Consider the following 15,577-nt stretch of genomic DNA (forward strand, 5'->3'; position numbering starts at 1 on the left):
CGGGTGGCTCATGTCCGAGGGTGAGGGCCGGGATGCGGGGAGGAACCGGGGCCCGCGCTGATGAGGCGCGGGCCCGAACCGGTGAGTGACGTACGCCCGCACGCTCCCTGGCCGGGCGCGTCCGAACGCCCCCTGGCCGGGCGCCGTCAGCCGATGCCCGGCCCGGCAGGACCCGGTCGGACGCCGCGCGACCCGGAAGGCTTCGGTCAGATGATGCCGAGCTGCCGGGCCGCTGTCATCCAGGCCGGAAACTCGGACAGCAGCCGGTCGTACAGCTCCGGGTCCGGGACGCTGCTGATGTCGTCGACCGCGAAGAATCCGACGTTGTCGACGCGTCGGCCCGGCAGTGTGTCGAACCGCTCCAGCACTCCGTAGTTGGACCGGCCCAGGCCCACGAACTGCCAGAAGATCGGCTCCTCGACCGCTTCCCGCAGCTCCTTCTCGATCTCCTTGTTGCGATAGACACCTCCGTCGGAGAAGAACAGCACCAGGGTGGGATCGGCGGCCGGATGCTCACGCACATACGTCCGGACCTCGGCGATCACCTTCTGCTCCTCGTTCTGGATCCCGACCGCGCGCATGTCCACCTGCCCCTGCCTCAGCCCCTTCCGCGGCTTCTTGCTCCGTCGGAACAGGCTCAGCTCACCGACCCGGACGTGGAGCTCCAGCCACTCGGGCAGTTCCCCCAGACCGAGATCCGGCAGCCGGGCCGCATGGGACCCGAACGTCCACGCCTGCATCACTCCGTCGTCGTCCAGCTGCGCGGCCACCGCGGCCATCCGCTCCACCACGTCGGCCACGACGCCCTTCGAGTACAGGAAGGACATCGACCCGGAGGCATCGAGCACCAGCACGACACGCGCCATGACCCCCTCCGCCCCCCGCTTGCGCAGACTGACCGCCACCTGCTCCTTGCGCAGGGAGAGCCGCTTGCGCATGTCCACAGGCAACTGCTCCTCGCCCTTGGTGAGGCGGGGGACGGGTCCTGGGGGCGCCGACGGAACCTGCGGGGCGGGCGGGACCACAGGCGGCACGACGGGCGGTCCCGCGGACGGCACCACCGGTGGGCCCGCGGCAGTCACCGCGGGCGGCACCGCCGACGCAGCACCCGTCCCGGACCCGGAGCCGGCGGCAGGCGCAGAGGCCCCGGCCTCGTCGTCCACACTGATCCCGAAGTCGGTGGCCAGGCCCGCGAGACCGGACGCGTAGCCCTGTCCGACCGCGCGGAACTTCCACTGGCCGCCCCGCAGATACAGCTCACCACCGATGAACGCCGTCTCCGTCGTGGCCTCCATCTCGAAGCGCGCGAGCTCCTGCCGCGTCCCGGCGTCGAGCAACGTCAGCGTCAGTCCGGACAGCTGACCGAAGGTGCCGCCGTCGGCCGAGGCGCACAGGACGACCCGCTCGATGCCCGGCTCCAGGGCGCGCAGATCAACTCCGACCGTGTCCGTCGTGGCTCCGCCGTCCCGCCGCTTCCCGAGGTGCCGTACGGCCCCGGAGGCATGCTGCGGCTGGTTGTAGAAGACGAAGTCCCCGTCGTCCCGCACCCGTCCACCCGCACCGAGCAGCAGCGCCGAGGCATCGGCGTCCGGCGCACCGGGCCCCCCGGCCCAGCCGAGCACGACCTGAACAGCCCCGGCGGCCACGGGAAGGTTGGCGCCCTTGCTCATGGATGTCGCTGTCATGCGCCCAGTCTGCCGACAGAACCCGGTCCCGGAGCCGTCCGATGCACATGCGCGAGCCTCGGACGGCTCCGAACACCACGCACTCGTGCGCGCCTCAGTCCGCCAACGGCAGATAAACCCGGTTGCCCGCTGCCGCGAACTCCTTGGACTTCTGCGCCATGCCCTCCTCGATCTCCACCTGCGAACCGCCGTGCTCGCGGCGGATGTCCTGCGAGATCTTCATCGAGCAGAACTTCGGCCCGCACATGGAGCAGAAGTGGGCCGTCTTGGCGGGCTCGGCCGGCAGTGTCTCGTCGTGGAACTCCCGTGCCGTGTCCGGGTCGAGGGCCAGATTGAACTGGTCCTCCCACCGGAACTCGAAGCGGGCGTCGGACAGCGCGTCATCCCATTCCTGCGCACCGGGGTGCCCCTTGGCGAGGTCGGCTGCGTGGGCGGCGATCTTGTAGGTGATGACGCCGGTCTTGACGTCGTCACGGTTGGGCAGGCCCAAGTGCTCCTTGGGCGTGACATAGCAGAGCATGGCCGTGCCCCACCAGGCGATCATCGCGGCACCGATGCCGGAGGTGATGTGGTCGTACGCCGGCGCGACGTCCGTCGTCAGCGGGCCCAGCGTATAGAACGGAGCTTCATCACAGATCTCCTGCTGAAGGTCGATGTTCTCCTTGATCTTGTGCATCGGGACATGCCCCGGCCCTTCGATCATGGTCTGTACGTTGAAACGCTTGGCGATCGTGTTGAGTTCCCCGAGCGTCCTCAACTCCGCGAACTGCGCAGCGTCGTTGGCGTCCGCGATGGAGCCGGGCCGCAGGCCGTCGCCGAGTGAGTACGTGACGTCGTACGCCGCGAGGATCTCGCAGAGCTCCTCGAAGTTCTCGTACAGGAACGACTCCTTGTGGTGCGCCAGGCACCAGGCCGCCATGATCGAGCCGCCGCGCGAGACAATGCCTGTCTTGCGGTTCGCGGTGAGCGGCACATACGGCAGGCGCACGCCCGCGTGGACCGTCATGTAGTCCACGCCCTGCTCAGCCTGCTCGATGACCGTGTCCTTGTAGATCTCCCAGGTCAGCTCCTCGGCGCGGCCGTCGACCTTCTCCAGCGCCTGGTAGAGCGGCACCGTGCCGATGGGGACGGGGGAGTTGCGCAGCACCCACTCGCGGGTGGTGTGGATGTTGCGGCCGGTGGACAGGTCCATGACCGTGTCGGCGCCCCAGCGGGTCGCCCAGGTCATCTTCTCGACCTCCTCCTCGATGGAGGACGTCACGGCCGAGTTGCCGATGTTGGCGTTGACCTTCACCAGGAACCGCTTACCGATGATCATCGGCTCGATCTCCGGGTGGTTGACGTTCGCGGGCAGCACCGCGCGCCCCGCGGCGATCTCCTCGCGTACGACCTCGGGGTCGACGTTCTCGCGGACCGCTACGAACTCCATCTCGGGCGTGATCTCACCGCGGCGGGCGTACGCGAGTTGCGTCACCGCCTGTCCGGGGCGGCCCCTGCGCGGCTGGCGCGGCCGGCCCGGGAAGACCGCGTCGAGGTTGCGCAACCCCCCACGCGGCGACGTGTGCTTGACCCCGTCGTCCTCGGGGCGGACCGGACGGCCCGCGTACTCCTCGGTGTCGCCGCGGGCGATGATCCAGTTCTCGCGCAGCGGCGTCAGACCCCTGCGTACGTCGGTGTCGACGGTCGGATCGGTGTACGGGCCGGAGGTGTCGTACAGCGTGACGGACTGCCCGTTGGTGAGGTGCACCTGGCGGACCGGCACTCGTAGATCAGGGCGTGAGCCGCCGAGATACGCCTTGTGCCAGCCGATGGACTTCCCGGCCTCGCCGTTCTCGGCCGGGGCGGATGCCCCACCGTTCTCGGCCGGAGCAAGCGCCCCATCCGTCTGGCTGGAGGCAGGCGTGCGTACGTCCTTGTTGGTCATGAGACCTACTCCCTACGCCGGCATTACCCGGTAACAGGTTCGGCGGTCGACGCAGCGGCTTCCGTCCGTCGATGTTTCATGTGAAACATCGCCAAGACGAAGGTCAGCGCCCTCTCAGCCCGGTGCTCCGAGCTCCCGCGTGTGCAAAGGTGCCTCCACGCTAGCGTCATATCTGGCGCGCTGAACAGAGGGCCCCCTTCGTTCTTGCGATGATCGGGCGGTGACCACAATGCAGCAGCCTCCGTTCCCACCGTCCGATCCGCCTCGCGGGTCCGGCTCCGGTGGCGGCCATGGACACGGTTCCGGCGACGGCCGCGGACATGGACCGGGCGGTGGCGGCCATGGGCCGGGCCCCGGCGACAGCCATGGTCCTGGCGGCGCGCACGGCCACTCGCACAGTCACAGCCACGGCCCTGCAACGCCCGTCTCCAAGCACCTGCGCAAGGTCATCGCCGCGGTACTGATCCCCTTCGCGACGGCGGTCCTCGTGGGACTCGTGGTGCTCTGGCCCGGCGGCGCCCCGTCGCACGAGCGCACTGGCGTCGGCTTCGACCGGCAGACCCAGCAGGCGACGGTCGCCAAGGTCGACAAGGTGGACTGCAAGTCCGTGAACGCCTCGGGGGAGACCCCGACCGGTGACACGTCCACGGCCGAGGGCTCCTCCGCGCAACAGCAAGCGACGGGTGACTGCAAGAAGGCGACGATTCGGATCGACACCGGCAAGGACAAGGGCCGTACGTTCACCGAGATCGTCCAGCCGGACCAGTCGCGGCAGTTGCACCAGGGCGAGAAGGTCGTGGTCGCGTACGAGCCCTCCGCGCCCAAGGACTTGCAATACTCGGTCACCGACGTGAACCGGAAGTTCCCCCTGGCGCTGCTCGCGGGGATCTTCGCGCTGGTCGTCGTGGTGGTGGGCCGGATGCGCGGCGTCATGGCGCTCATCGCGCTGGCCATCAGCTTCCTGATCCTGAATTTCTTCATCCTGCCGGCGATCCTGCATGGCTCGGACCCGCTGATCGTGGCGGTCGTCGGGGCCAGCGCCATCATGCTGATCGCGCTCTACATGTGCCACGGCCTCTCGGCCCGCACGTCGGTGGCCGTCATCGGCACACTGCTCTCGCTGGTGCTGATCGGCGTGCTCGGCTCCGTCTTCATCGGCTGGGCGGCGCTGACCGGAAACACCGACGACAACACCGGCCTGATCCATGGCTTGTATCCGTCCATCGACATGAGTGGTCTGCTGCTCGCGGGCGTCATCATTGGTTCGCTCGGTGTGCTCGACGATGTGACGGTGACGCAGACGTCCGCGGTCTGGGAGCTGCACGAGGCGAATCCGACGATGGGCTGGCGTGGCCTGTACCGCGCGGGCATCCGCATCGGCCGCGACCACATCGCATCCGTCGTCAACACCCTTGTCCTGGCGTACGCGGGCGCCGCGCTGCCACTGCTGCTGCTCTTCTCGATCGCGCAGAGCAGCGTGGGCGCGGTCGCCAACAGCGAGCTGGTCGCCGAGGAGATCGTGCGCACCCTGATCGGCTCGATCGGCCTGGTCGCCTCGGTGCCGGTGACCACGGCGCTGGCCGCACTGGTGGTCTCCGCGGACCGCACGGACACCAAGGCCGGACCCGTGGAGCCCGCGGGAGCCAGGACGCCGGTACGCAGTGGGAAGGGCCGTCGCCGCAAGCGCTGAGAGCATCCGGCGCCGCGCCCCTTGTGAGGAAGCGTTACTCCACTGGGAGGGTGGCGGTACGTCAGCCCGCGCTCTGCTCCTCCGCCAGAATGCGGTCCAGCGCCTCGTCGAGGTGCGTGTCGAAGTCGGCCAGGGAACGCTCCTGCCCCAGCGGCACCAGTTTGTCCGTGCGGTCGAGGAATGCCACGAGCGGTGCCGCGCCGGACCGGAACAGCGCGTGGTCGCCGCCCACCTGAAGCCGGATCAGCACCTCGCCGAACGCCTCCGGGTCTGCGGGCGCGATGTGCACATCGCCGTCACCGCATGGCCGGCCCACGCCGTCGACCAGCAACTCCCGCCCGAACGCCCAGGTCACAGGAGCGTCTCCGGGCAAATGGAAGGTCAGCCGCACGGCGTACGGATCACAGGTCTCGTATCGGAGTTCCACAGGAATACGGAAGGACAACTCCTCCGACACGAGGAAGTTCATCATGACCTCTGCCTGTACCGACTCGCGCATCGCCTACCCCGTCGTTTGCCGTCGACTGGCCAGGAATCGTCCCCCTGACACTGCTGGAATCTTGCTCAACGTGCACGAGAGATCACAAGGAGTGAGTTTTCAGATACTGATAGAGATCGCGAGTGTCCCTAGCAACTTGCCGATTTCGCTCTGCAATTGGCGTGCGGCGGGCAGCAGTCGCTCGGCCTGATGAGAAGGCAGAGAAATGGCCATCGTCCCCGCAGTTGAGCCTGCCGTGATGGGGATCGCGGCGCAGACGGTGCCCAGCGCGTACTCCTGGCGCTCGATGACGGGCTCCATCCGTCCCGTCCGATCCAGGCGTCGCAGCAGGCTGTCATTGTCACGCACCGTGTACGGAGTGATCGACTGCACCGGGTACCGGTCGAGGTGGTCCCGGCGGGCCTTCTCGTCCAACTGGGACAGCAGGCACTGGCCGATCGCGTGCGCGTGCCCGGTCTCCCGGAAGTCGGCCCACTCCTCGACCGCGGGGTTGCCCGGGGTGTCGGCGACGCACATGACCTCGATCTCGCCGTCGCGGTAGATCGCGTAGTACACGGGAACGCCGATCGAATCGCGCCAGTGCGCGAGCGCGTCGCTCACCGTGCTGCGACGTTTCTGCTGTGCTCCGCTGCTGCTCAGCTGCTCGGCGGCCTCGCCTAGGAAGAACAGCCCCTTGTCGCGGCGCAGATAGCCCTCATGGACCAGGGTGCGCAGCAGGTGGTACGCCGTCGGCAGCGCGAGCCCGGCCTCCCGGGCGAGCTGCTTGGCGGGGGCGCCGTGATCGCGCGCAGCGACGGCCTCCAGCAGTCGCATCGCGCGCTGCACGGAGCCGATCAGGGTTGTGGCGTGCGGCTCCAGGGGCGCGGCCTGCGCATGAGAGGTGCGCGGGGCGCATGTCTCTCCGGGCGTGGTGCGCGGCTGGGTGGGCGGGACACATGATCCCGCCGGCACGCCCGATCGCTGGACGGGTGGAGTGGGGGAATCTGCGGGTGCGGTGTCAACCGTGGCCAAGGGGCACTCCCTAAGGCGCGAGGGGGACCGCCCGTGCGGGGGAACACGGGAGGGGGCTGTGCGCTGCCCGCGGGGGGTCGACCCCGCGTCGAATTCCGGACTTTAATCGCCTGCCACCGCTCACAGACGGCCTCGCCGGAAACTTCCCTCGCCCGAGGGAACCTCAGGTTCCCGTTACCGGTCGCTCACCCTCTCGCGTCTCACCCGTCACTGAGCGAAGCCCCATCAGTCACCGAGCGAAGCCTCACCAGTCGCTGCGCGACGACGAGCTCGACATGAACTTCCGCACGATGTAGATCAGTCCGCCGACCAGCGCGACGAAGACCAGGGCCTTGAAGAGCAGGCTGATGACCACGCTGAGCACGCTGACTATCACCGTGCCGAACACAACCAGGGCGATGACCGGCACCGCGACCCACTTCACCCACCACGGCATACCGTTGAAGATCTCTCGCATCGCCCTCGTCCTTACCTCTCCGCCCGTTGCCCCAAGTCCGGAGCGCTGCTTACGGGTTCTCAGATGTCCTGCGTTGATGTCCTGCACTCGATGCTAGGGCCGAGAGGGGGCCGGGCGGGGGCCTCGCACCCCTTGTCCTCCCCTGACCGTTCCCCTAGGGAACCCTGAGGCGGAGGTCAGCTCTCCGGCGGAGAGAACACCACCAGAACCCTCAGGTCCTCGGTGATGTGGTGGAACTTGTGGGCGACCCCGGCGGGTACGTAGACGACGCTGCCACGCGCCACCTGGGTGGTCTCCAGACCGACGGTGATCGATGCGCGACCGCTCACCACGAAGTAGACCTCGTCCTGCTGGTGCGGCTTCTGCGGGTCGAGGCCGCCCGCGTCGAGTGCGTACAGGCCCACCGACATGTTCCGCTCGCGCAAAAACTGCAGGTAGGCGCCATCGTTGGCGGCGCGTTCCGCCTCCAGTTCGTCCAGCCGGAATGCCTTCATCGCCCTCGTCCGCTCTCGTACGCCGCAGGCTGTATCCCCAGCCTGGTCCGCCAGTCGATCTCTTCTGCCACGATCAGACACATGAAGAATTTCGTAGTCAAGACGCTCGCCAACGCAGGGGCCCTGGCCGTCGCCGTGTGGCTGCTCGACAAGATCACCCTGACGGGCGACAGCACCGGCAAGAAGGTCGGCACGTTGCTGATCGTGGCGCTGGTCTTCGGCCTGGTGAATTTCCTGGTCAAGCCGGTCGTGAAGGTGCTGACCTTCCCGCTGTTCATTCTCACGCTCGGCCTGATCACCCTGGTGGTCAATGCCCTGATGCTGCTGCTCACCTCGTGGCTGGCCGACAAGCTCGACCTGAGCTTCCACGTCGAGGGCTTCTGGACCGCGGTCCTCGGCGGCCTGATCATCTCCATCGTGTCCTGGGCGCTCAACGTCGTGCTGCCCGACGGCAAGGACTGAGTACACGATGCCCTATCGAGTCTGCTTCGTCTGCACAGGCAACATCTGCCGCTCCCCCATGGCCGAGTCCGTCTTCCGGGCCCATATAGAAGAGGCCGGGCTCGACGGCCTGGTCGAGGTCGACAGCGCGGGCACGGGCGGCTGGCACGAGGGCGACGGCGCCGACTCCCGCACCGTCGCCGTACTGGAGGCGGGCGGCTACGAGAGCGACCACGCGGCCCGGCAGTTCCAGGTCTCGTGGTTCTCCCGCCTCGACCTCGTCATCGCCCTCGACTCCGGTCATCTGAAAACACTGCGCCGCCTCGCACCTACTCCGGAGGACGCGGCCAAAATCCGGCTCCTGCGGTCGTACGACCCCGCTGCGGGCGACGACCTGGACGTCCCTGATCCGTATTACGGACGTATGGACGGCTTCGAGGAGTGTCTTGAGATGGTGGAAGCGGCGAGCCCAGGACTGGTCGCCGCGATACAGGAGCAAGTGGAGGGACGGGCGGCATGACGTCAGAGGATTTCGTCACGGGGACAGGTGACGGCACGCGCGCGGTGCGGGCCGGACTGCCCGAACCCGTCAAGTACGAGCCGACGCTCCCGGGCCCGGTCTTCGCCGCGCACTTCCATCTGCCGGGCGAGCCCACCGGCCCGTACACCTACGGCCGTGACGAGAACCCGACGTGGACGCTCCTGGAGCGTGCCATCGGCGAGCTGGAGGCCCCCGGACAGGAGGGCGTCGAGACGCTCGCCTTCCCTTCGGGCATGGCCGCGATCTCGGCGGTCCTCTTCTCCCAGCTGCGCGCCGGCGACATCGTGGTCCTGCCCGACGACGGCTATCAGGTGCTGCCGCTGGTGCGCGAGCAGCTGACCGCCTACGGCATCGAGGTGCGCACCGCCCCGACCGGCGGCGACGCCCAGCTGGAGGTTCTCGACGGGGCGAAGCTGCTGTGGATCGAGACCCCGTCGAACCCGGGCCTCGACGTGTGCGACGTAAGGCGGCTCGTCGCGGCGGCACACGCCCAGGGCACCCTCGTCGCAGTCGACAACACCCTCGCGACCCCGCTCGGCCAGCGCCCGCTGGAGCTGGGCGCCGACTTCTCCGTGGCCAGCGGCACCAAGATGCTCACCGGGCACGGCGACATCCTTCTGGGATACGTCACTGCGCTCGATACCGCTCTGATGGCCCCCGTGCGGCGCTGGCGGAAGATCGTCGGCGCGATCCCCGGCCCCATGGAGGCCTGGCTGGCGCACCGCTCGCTGGCCACGCTGCAGCTGCGCGCCGACCGGCAGACCGCCAACGCCCTGGCGATCGCCGAGGCGTTGCGTGAGCGGCCCGAGGTCGCCGGACTGCGCTATCCGGGACTGAGCGACGACCCCTCGCACAAGATCGCTTCGCAGCAGATGCGGCGCTTCGGGTGTGTGGTGTCCTTCACCCTGCCCACGCGCGCGCGTGCCGACCGTTTTCTCGACGCGCTGCTTCTGGTGGACGACGCGACGAGCTTCGGTGGCGTGCGGTCCACGGCCGAGCGGCGCGGCCGGTGGGGCGGGGACGCGGTGCCGGAAGGCTTCATCCGTTTCTCGGCCGGCGCCGAGGATCCCGAGGACCTGGTGGCGGACGTGCTGCGGGCACTCGACGAATCCGCGGAGTGAATGTCTACTGAGCGACCGGTGAGTACGCGACGGCGCGTGTCGGCGACGCCGGTTTGGTACCCCGCTACGTACAACGGACGGTCCGAGCCTCCCCCCTCGTGGCTCGGACCGTCCCGGTTCCGCGCGCGAAGAACCGTGCAAACAAGGCTAGTTGACTCTCTGTCAGTGTCCAATCACGGTAGCGACAGAGACCTATCGACTTATTTATAGTTGAGGCTCGCGCGGGGGTGCTGGGAGGGGAGGGGCACCATGGACTTGGCCTTGCTGCGCACTTTTGTGACTGTGCACCGGGCCGGTTCCTTCACGCGCGCCGCCGCGTTGCTCGGACTCTCGCAGCCAGCCGTCACGTCACAGATCCGCACGCTGGAGCGGCAGTTGGGACGGCCCCTGTTTCTGCGCCAGGCTCGCGGGGTGACTCCGACCACCATCGGCGACGAGCTTGCCCACAAGGCGGCTCCGCATCTGGACGCCCTGGTGGAGATCGCCGAGGCCGGGCTCGACGAGGACTCGTCCTTACGCACCCTGCACCTCGCAGGACCACCGGAGTTCACCGCCGAGCGGGCCCTGCCCGCGCTGACGGAGCTGACAGGCGACGACGGCCAGGGCTTCGCGCTGCGCGCCTCCTTCGGGAACGCCGAGGAGACGCTGGAGGGGCTGGCTGCCGGACATCATGATCTGGCCATTACGACGGCCCGCCCACGAGGTGCGCTGCTCACCGCGACTCCGCTCTGCGACGAAGAGCACGTCCTGGTCGCCGCTCCGCGCTGGGCCGCCTGTGTCGGCCCGGGCAAGCTGCGCCGCAAGGGTGCGCACGCACTGGAGAACCTCCCCGTGGTCGAGGTACACGAGTCGCTGCCGCTCGTCGCCCGCTACTGGGCCTCTGTCTTCGACTGCCGCCCGGCAGCCTCGGGCACCGTCGTCGTCCCCGATCTGCGCGCGGTCCTCGCCTGCGCCGCCGCGGGCGCCGGACTCGCCGTGCTGCCCCGGTATCTGTGTGCCGACGCCCTGGAGTGCGGCGACGTCGTGGCGCTCCTCGACCCGGCGATACCTCCTCTGCGTACGTACTTCCTGGTGGTCCGCACCGGAACACTGGCGATGCCGCATATCGCGCGGGCGCACGAGTGGCTGCTGAGGGCGGCCGCCGACTGGAGCTGAGGTCGGCCCGGGCGTCGGCTGGGGCCAAGACCGGGAGGGCTCGCCCAGTATGGAAGCCCATTTCTGAAGCTCTTGGGGCTGTGCGATGTTTCACGTGGAACCAGCCGGGCCACATTTCTCCCATGACCGTCCGACCCGTGGTCAAGCGCACCGCCCGCGCCATCCTGCTCGATGGCGACGATCTGGTCTTGATCAAGCGCACCAAGCCCGGCGTCGATCCCTACTGGCTCACACCGGGTGGCGGGGTCGAACCGGAAGACACGACTGTTGTCGACGCACTCCACCGTGAAGTGCACGAGGAGCTCGGCGCAAAGATCACCGATGTGGTGCCCTGCTTCGTCGACACCGTCGAGCACATCGGCGACGACGGCGGCGCGACCGGCGTGAAGGTGCAGCACTTCTTCGTCTGCCGCCTTGAGTCCATGGACCCGGCCCTGCGTCACGGTCCCGAGGTGGACCAACCGTGCGGCGAGTACGAGATCGTCCGTGTGCCGTTCACGCGGGTCGGGATCGCCTCCGTCCACCTCGTACCGCTGTCACTGCGGCACTACCTCGACGGGAACATCGAGGGCGTACGGGCGATGCACGCGCCCGACCTGGGCTGACTCGCGCTGCTGCGGCTTGTCCGGGCGAGCCTGGGGCCCAGGTCAGTCCCCGGCAGCGACGAGTTCCTCCACCGAGTCGTGGCGTATGCGGTCCGACGGGATGCCGATGTCCCTCAGCGCGTCGACACCGCTGCGAATCATCCCCGGCGGTCCCGAGAGATACGCGTCGTACTCATTCCACGGCCCGTACTCGCGCACGACGTCCGGCAGCTGGAGATGGGCCTGCTGGTCGACGACAGGGCGCACCGCGAGCCAGGGGTGGCTCTGCTGGAGCCGCAGCATCGTGTCGATGTCGTACAGGTCGTGACCGGTGCGGGCACCGTAGAAGACCTCGACCGGGCGGCGCTCCCCGTGCTCGGCGACATCCTCGACCAGGGCCTTGATCGGCGCTATCCCGGTGCCGCCGCCCAGACAGAGCAGTCCACTGTCTGTGGTGTGGTCGACGGTCATCGAGCCGGCCGGGGGTCCGAGCCGGACGATGTCGCCGGGCCGGGCGCGGTGCACCAGCGCGTTGGACACCCAGCCCGCCGGAACCGCCTTCACGTGGAACGACAGCAGCCCGTCGGAGCGGGGCGCCGAGGCGAACGAGTAGTGACGCCAGATCCGTGGCCACCACGGCGTCTCCAGGCTCGTGTACTGCCCGGCGAGGAAGGGGTACGGCTGGTCGGGACGGACGGTGATGACCGCGACGTCCGGGGTCCTGAGATCGTGTGAGACCACCTCCGCGTACCACCAGGCCGGGGCGCGCAGTTCGTCGGCGGCCGCCGCGTCGATCATGACCTGAGAGATGGTCGTGTACGCCCGCACCCAGGCCGCCTCCATCTCGGTGTCCCAGATCGCCGAGGCGTACCGGCTGAGCGAGCCGATGAGGCACTCACCGACGGCCGGGTAGTGCTCGGGCCGCGTGCCGTACTTGCGGTGTCCACGGCCGAGGTTCTGCAGATACGCGACGAGAACCTCGGTGTTGTCGATGTGCTCGGCGGCGGTCAGCAGCGCCTTGAGCAGCCGGTCCCGCTGGGTGTCCATCGCGGCGGGGAACAGTGAGCGCAGTTCGGGGTGGCGCACGAAGAGCAGCGCGTAGAAGTAGGAGGTGACCTTGTCGGCGACGGCGCCGACCTCGGCCATCGTCCGGCGGATCAGCATGGCGTCGGGGGACGCCTTTGGACCGGGGGGTGTCTCGGGAGTGGGCCGTTGGTCGGGCACCCGCGGCAGTGGGCCGGGATCGGGCTGCAGAGAGCCGTACGGGGGCCGCTCGGGACCGGCCTGTGCCTGTACGACGTCGTGGGCGGGCTCTGGCTCCGGATGTCGCGCCTCGGGCTGTGGTGCCTGGCGGAGGCGCTCCTGCGCCGGCACGGGCTCGTGGGTCCGTATCCCCGTCGGCGCCGCCTCGGGGTGTCGCATCCCTGGCGATGGCGCGTCGTGGGATGTCGGCGCATCATGCGGGGCGGGTGGCGCTTCCACGGCCGGTGATATTCGCTCCTGCGTCGACGATCCCTGCTCCGGCGCTCCGTGCCCCGTGGCGGGCCGTCCGACCGGACGCATCGCGGCCAGCCGACGGCCGTCGGCCGCCCCCTGGTCGCCGGCGGAAGGCGCCGGTTCCTTGCGCGGCGTGAACCAGCCGCCCCCGCCGTTGCCGCCGGGAGTACCGTTGTCGGCCGACGTGGTGGTCGGAGCGTCCATGGTGTGCCTCGCCTCGAACATCTTTCGGTCGGTCTGCGCACTTCCGCGGTCGGAAAGTGCCTGCTTTCCCCCGCAGACGGCGTGCTTGCTTTCCCCGTTCAGTCCCCGTCGGCCAATGCGGCCACATTGAACCCGGATTCCCGCTCCGTACGGACAAGTAAGGCGAGAATGTGACATTGGCCGCAGTAGCCTCACCGCAGCATCCCACCTCGAGCCAACACCCGACCGCGTAACGGAAAATGCGGGTCTTCGATCTCTCCGTCCCGTTAGGCTGCATTGGCCTGCGTTCGCGCCCCCACGGGACATGCGCACATGTCGGCGGACGCGAACCGGACTCGACCATACCGGCAGCGGCTGCATACACAAGTCCCCCCTCGCATCACCACGAATTGACGGGGGTCGATCCATCAATTGCCTCAATTACCGGGCGCGATGGACCAATTCATAAGCATCCCACAGATCCCGCCCTACGTAGCCGTGGGTGGCGAGACCCTGCAGATGCCGATCCGCATTGATCGCGACGGATACCGGCACGGCACCGAACAGGTCCTTGTCCGACAATGAGTCGCCAGTCGGCCCGGCTCACCTCGAACTCTTCACAGAGCCGGTCCGTGATCCGCACCTTGGCTGCACTGCTGAGAATCCCCGCCGGATCGACCGCCTCCGTGAAGGGCACGGCGGGAAACCGCGAGCCATGCGCCGCGTGCGCTCCCCACGCTCTCAGCCGTTCCACGAAGAAGGAGGGTGACAGCGAGATGACAGCGCAGTAGTCGCCGTTCCCCCGGATCTCCGCCCAGACGTCCTCTATGCCGGACATCCAGGGCGCCCCTTCGAGAGCGGCCGTCACATGGGCCTCGGTCAGTTCCGCCCACAGGGCATGCACCCGTGTGGCGTACTCTGGCGGGCCTATGCGCCCCGCGGAGATCGCCTGATCGAGCACTACGGTCTCGGCTTCCAGCCCAAGCTGCCGCGAGATCTCCACCGGCGCGGTGCTCCCGTACAGCAACGTCCCGTCGAGGTCGAAGAGATGAAGTCGTGCCATGTCCGCCGAGGCCAGCGGCGCCGGCTGTCCCTCCATCGGTGAGCCCAGCGGTAATCCGCGCCGTTTCACGTGAAACATGTGTCCGCGCTCTGTGCGGTTGTGTACGACATGGCCAAAAGCGCGTACGCGTGCCCGCAAACCGGTGGACGTCAGGGGCGCGTGTCAGACAGCCTGACATGCGTGTCGACACCTTCCCCCGCCGCTCTGCCTATTCGCCGTCTGACGCCTCGCGATCTCACCGCCTGCGCCGACTTGTCCGAGAACCGGGGCTGGCCCCGTGAGGAACACAAGTGGAGTCTGCTCCTCGCGGCGGGAACCGGTTACGGCATCGATGACCCCGACGGCGGTCTCGTCACCGCCTGCGTCGTGACCGAGTATGGACCGCGCGAACGCCCTGATCTGGGAGCCATCGGCATGGTTCTCGTCGCCGAGCGGTATGCCCGCCAGGGCATCGGCCGACGGCTGATGCGCCATGTGGTCGCGGAGATGGGGACCACCCCCCTGACTCTGCACGCCACTCCGAGCGGCCGCCCGCTCTATGAGGAACTGGGCTTCAAGGTCACCGGCCGGGCCGAAATGGTCCGAGGGCACTTTGTCCCCGGCGGTGTGGAGTCCGAGGTCTTCACCCGCCCGGCCACCGCGGAAGACCTCACCGCCGTGCTCCGGCTCGACGAGGAGATCTTCGGGGTCGACCGCACCCATATGATCACGCGACTGCCCGCCTTCTCCGACCAACTGCGCGTCGCCGAGGAGAACGGCCGGATCATCGGATACGCGTCCGCCTGGCCCAACATGGACAACCATGTCGTGGGTCCGCTGATCGCCCGTGACACGGAGACCGCGAAGGCACTCATCGCCTCGCTGGCCGCCCACACCGACCGCCCGCTGCGCACCGACATCGACGTGCGGCACGAAGAGCTGCTCTCCTGGCTCAAGGACCACGGCCTCGTGTCCATAGCCTTCAACTCGGTCATGACGTATGGAATCTCGGAGCTGCCTGGAGACTGGGCACGACGGTTCGCCCCGCTGACGGTGGCGGCGGGCTGAGACGGCTGTAGCTGGACGTCGACGCCTGTGACGCCTCTAGCCCTCTGAACGCCGTAGACGTCCGGTAAGCGCCTGTAGAGAAGCGGGGGGGGGGGGGGGGGGGGGGGGGGGGGGGGGGGGGGGGGGGGGGGGGGGGGGGGGGGGCGGCGGGGGGGGGGGGGGGGGGGGGGGGGGGGCGCGGGGCG

General features: G+C 68.7%; 14 protein-coding genes, 1 pseudogene and 1 riboswitch. Of the genes and pseudogenes, 7 read left to right on the forward strand and 8 right to left on the reverse strand.

Annotated elements, in window-relative coordinates; genetic code table 11:
- Positions 1–206 precede the first annotated feature (206 nt).
- Both ACIBK0_RS23385 and thiC read right to left on the reverse strand, forming a co-directional pair.
- Complete coding sequence (locus tag ACIBK0_RS23385) at positions 207–1,685, reverse strand: VWA domain-containing protein (RefSeq protein ID WP_399083068.1); 1,479 nt, start codon at positions 1,683–1,685, stop codon at positions 207–209.
- A 94-nt stretch (positions 1,686–1,779) separates the two neighbouring features.
- Positions 1,780–3,609 (reverse strand): phosphomethylpyrimidine synthase ThiC, encoded by a 1,830-nt coding sequence (thiC, locus tag ACIBK0_RS23390; RefSeq protein WP_399083071.1) that lies wholly within the window; start codon positions 3,607–3,609, stop codon positions 1,780–1,782.
- Positions 3,602–3,758: riboswitch (TPP riboswitch) on the reverse strand. Its footprint overlaps the gene before it by 8 nt.
- A 71-nt stretch (positions 3,759–3,829) precedes the next feature.
- Between thiC and ACIBK0_RS23395 the strand changes: the two genes are divergently transcribed.
- Positions 3,830–5,299, forward strand: coding sequence for a YibE/F family protein (locus ACIBK0_RS23395; protein ID WP_399083074.1), 1,470 nt, complete (start codon positions 3,830–3,832; stop codon positions 5,297–5,299).
- A gap of 61 nt (positions 5,300–5,360) precedes the next feature.
- On the opposite strand, the gene ACIBK0_RS23400 is transcribed toward ACIBK0_RS23395, so the two are convergent.
- The 4 genes from ACIBK0_RS23400 to ACIBK0_RS23415 all read right to left on the reverse strand — a co-directional run bounded on the left by ACIBK0_RS23400 (position 5,361) and on the right by ACIBK0_RS23415 (position 7,760).
- Positions 5,361–5,798 carry an SsgA family sporulation/cell division regulator gene (locus ACIBK0_RS23400; protein ID WP_399083077.1) on the reverse strand — a complete coding sequence of 146 codons (438 nt, stop codon included), beginning with the start codon at positions 5,796–5,798 and terminating at the stop codon, positions 5,361–5,363.
- A 99-nt stretch (positions 5,799–5,897) separates the two neighbouring features.
- Entirely contained in the window at positions 5,898–6,809 is a 912-nt protein-coding gene (locus ACIBK0_RS23405; protein ID WP_399083080.1) for an IclR family transcriptional regulator, read from the reverse strand.
- Positions 6,810–7,053: 244 nt separating this feature from the next.
- Positions 7,054–7,266, reverse strand: coding sequence for a DUF5326 family protein (locus tag ACIBK0_RS23410; protein ID WP_189187169.1), 213 nt, complete (start codon positions 7,264–7,266; stop codon positions 7,054–7,056).
- 176 nt (positions 7,267–7,442) lie between these two features.
- Positions 7,443–7,760, reverse strand: a complete 318-nt coding sequence (locus ACIBK0_RS23415) for a cupin domain-containing protein (protein ID WP_399083083.1) — start codon at positions 7,758–7,760, stop codon at positions 7,443–7,445.
- Positions 7,761–7,841: 81 nt separating this feature from the next.
- Between ACIBK0_RS23415 and ACIBK0_RS23420 the strand changes: the two genes are divergently transcribed.
- The 5 genes from ACIBK0_RS23420 (at position 7,842) to ACIBK0_RS23440 (ending at position 11,623) form a co-directional block, all read left to right on the forward strand.
- A complete protein-coding gene (locus ACIBK0_RS23420; protein ID WP_399083087.1) occupies positions 7,842–8,222 on the forward strand; it encodes a phage holin family protein in 381 nt (126 codons plus the stop codon).
- 7 nt (positions 8,223–8,229) lie between these two features.
- Positions 8,230–8,721, forward strand: coding sequence for a low molecular weight protein-tyrosine-phosphatase (locus ACIBK0_RS23425; RefSeq protein WP_399083090.1), 492 nt, complete (start codon positions 8,230–8,232; stop codon positions 8,719–8,721).
- A complete protein-coding gene (locus tag ACIBK0_RS23430; protein WP_399083093.1) occupies positions 8,718–9,863 on the forward strand; it encodes a cystathionine gamma-lyase in 1,146 nt (381 codons plus the stop codon). Before ACIBK0_RS23425 ends, ACIBK0_RS23430 begins: the two co-directional genes overlap by 4 nt.
- Before the next feature lie 249 nt (positions 9,864–10,112).
- A complete protein-coding gene (locus ACIBK0_RS23435) occupies positions 10,113–11,018 on the forward strand; it encodes a LysR family transcriptional regulator (protein WP_399083096.1) in 906 nt (301 codons plus the stop codon).
- Positions 11,019–11,140: 122 nt separating this feature from the next.
- The gene (locus ACIBK0_RS23440) at positions 11,141–11,623 is read left to right on the forward strand and encodes an NUDIX domain-containing protein (protein WP_399083099.1); all 483 of its coding nucleotides are present in this window, start codon (positions 11,141–11,143) and stop codon (positions 11,621–11,623) included.
- A gap of 42 nt (positions 11,624–11,665) precedes the next feature.
- Here ACIBK0_RS23440 and ACIBK0_RS23445 read toward each other — a convergent pair whose 3' ends face one another.
- Together ACIBK0_RS23445 and ACIBK0_RS23450 are read right to left on the reverse strand one after the other, a co-directional pair.
- Entirely contained in the window at positions 11,666–13,303 is a 1,638-nt protein-coding gene (locus tag ACIBK0_RS23445) for a globin domain-containing protein (RefSeq protein WP_399083102.1), read from the reverse strand.
- A gap of 420 nt (positions 13,304–13,723) precedes the next feature.
- A pseudogene (locus ACIBK0_RS23450) lies at positions 13,724–14,345 on the reverse strand (HAD family hydrolase).
- Positions 14,346–14,525: 180 nt separating this feature from the next.
- Between ACIBK0_RS23450 and ACIBK0_RS23455 the strand changes: the two are divergent.
- Positions 14,526–15,392 (forward strand): GNAT family N-acetyltransferase, encoded by an 867-nt coding sequence (locus ACIBK0_RS23455; RefSeq protein WP_399083105.1) that lies wholly within the window; start codon positions 14,526–14,528, stop codon positions 15,390–15,392.
- Positions 15,393–15,577 lie beyond the last annotated feature (185 nt).

It is taken from the genome of Streptomyces sp. NPDC050564 (assembly GCF_044457265.1).
Taxonomy (GTDB): domain Bacteria; phylum Actinomycetota; class Actinomycetes; order Streptomycetales; family Streptomycetaceae; genus Streptomyces.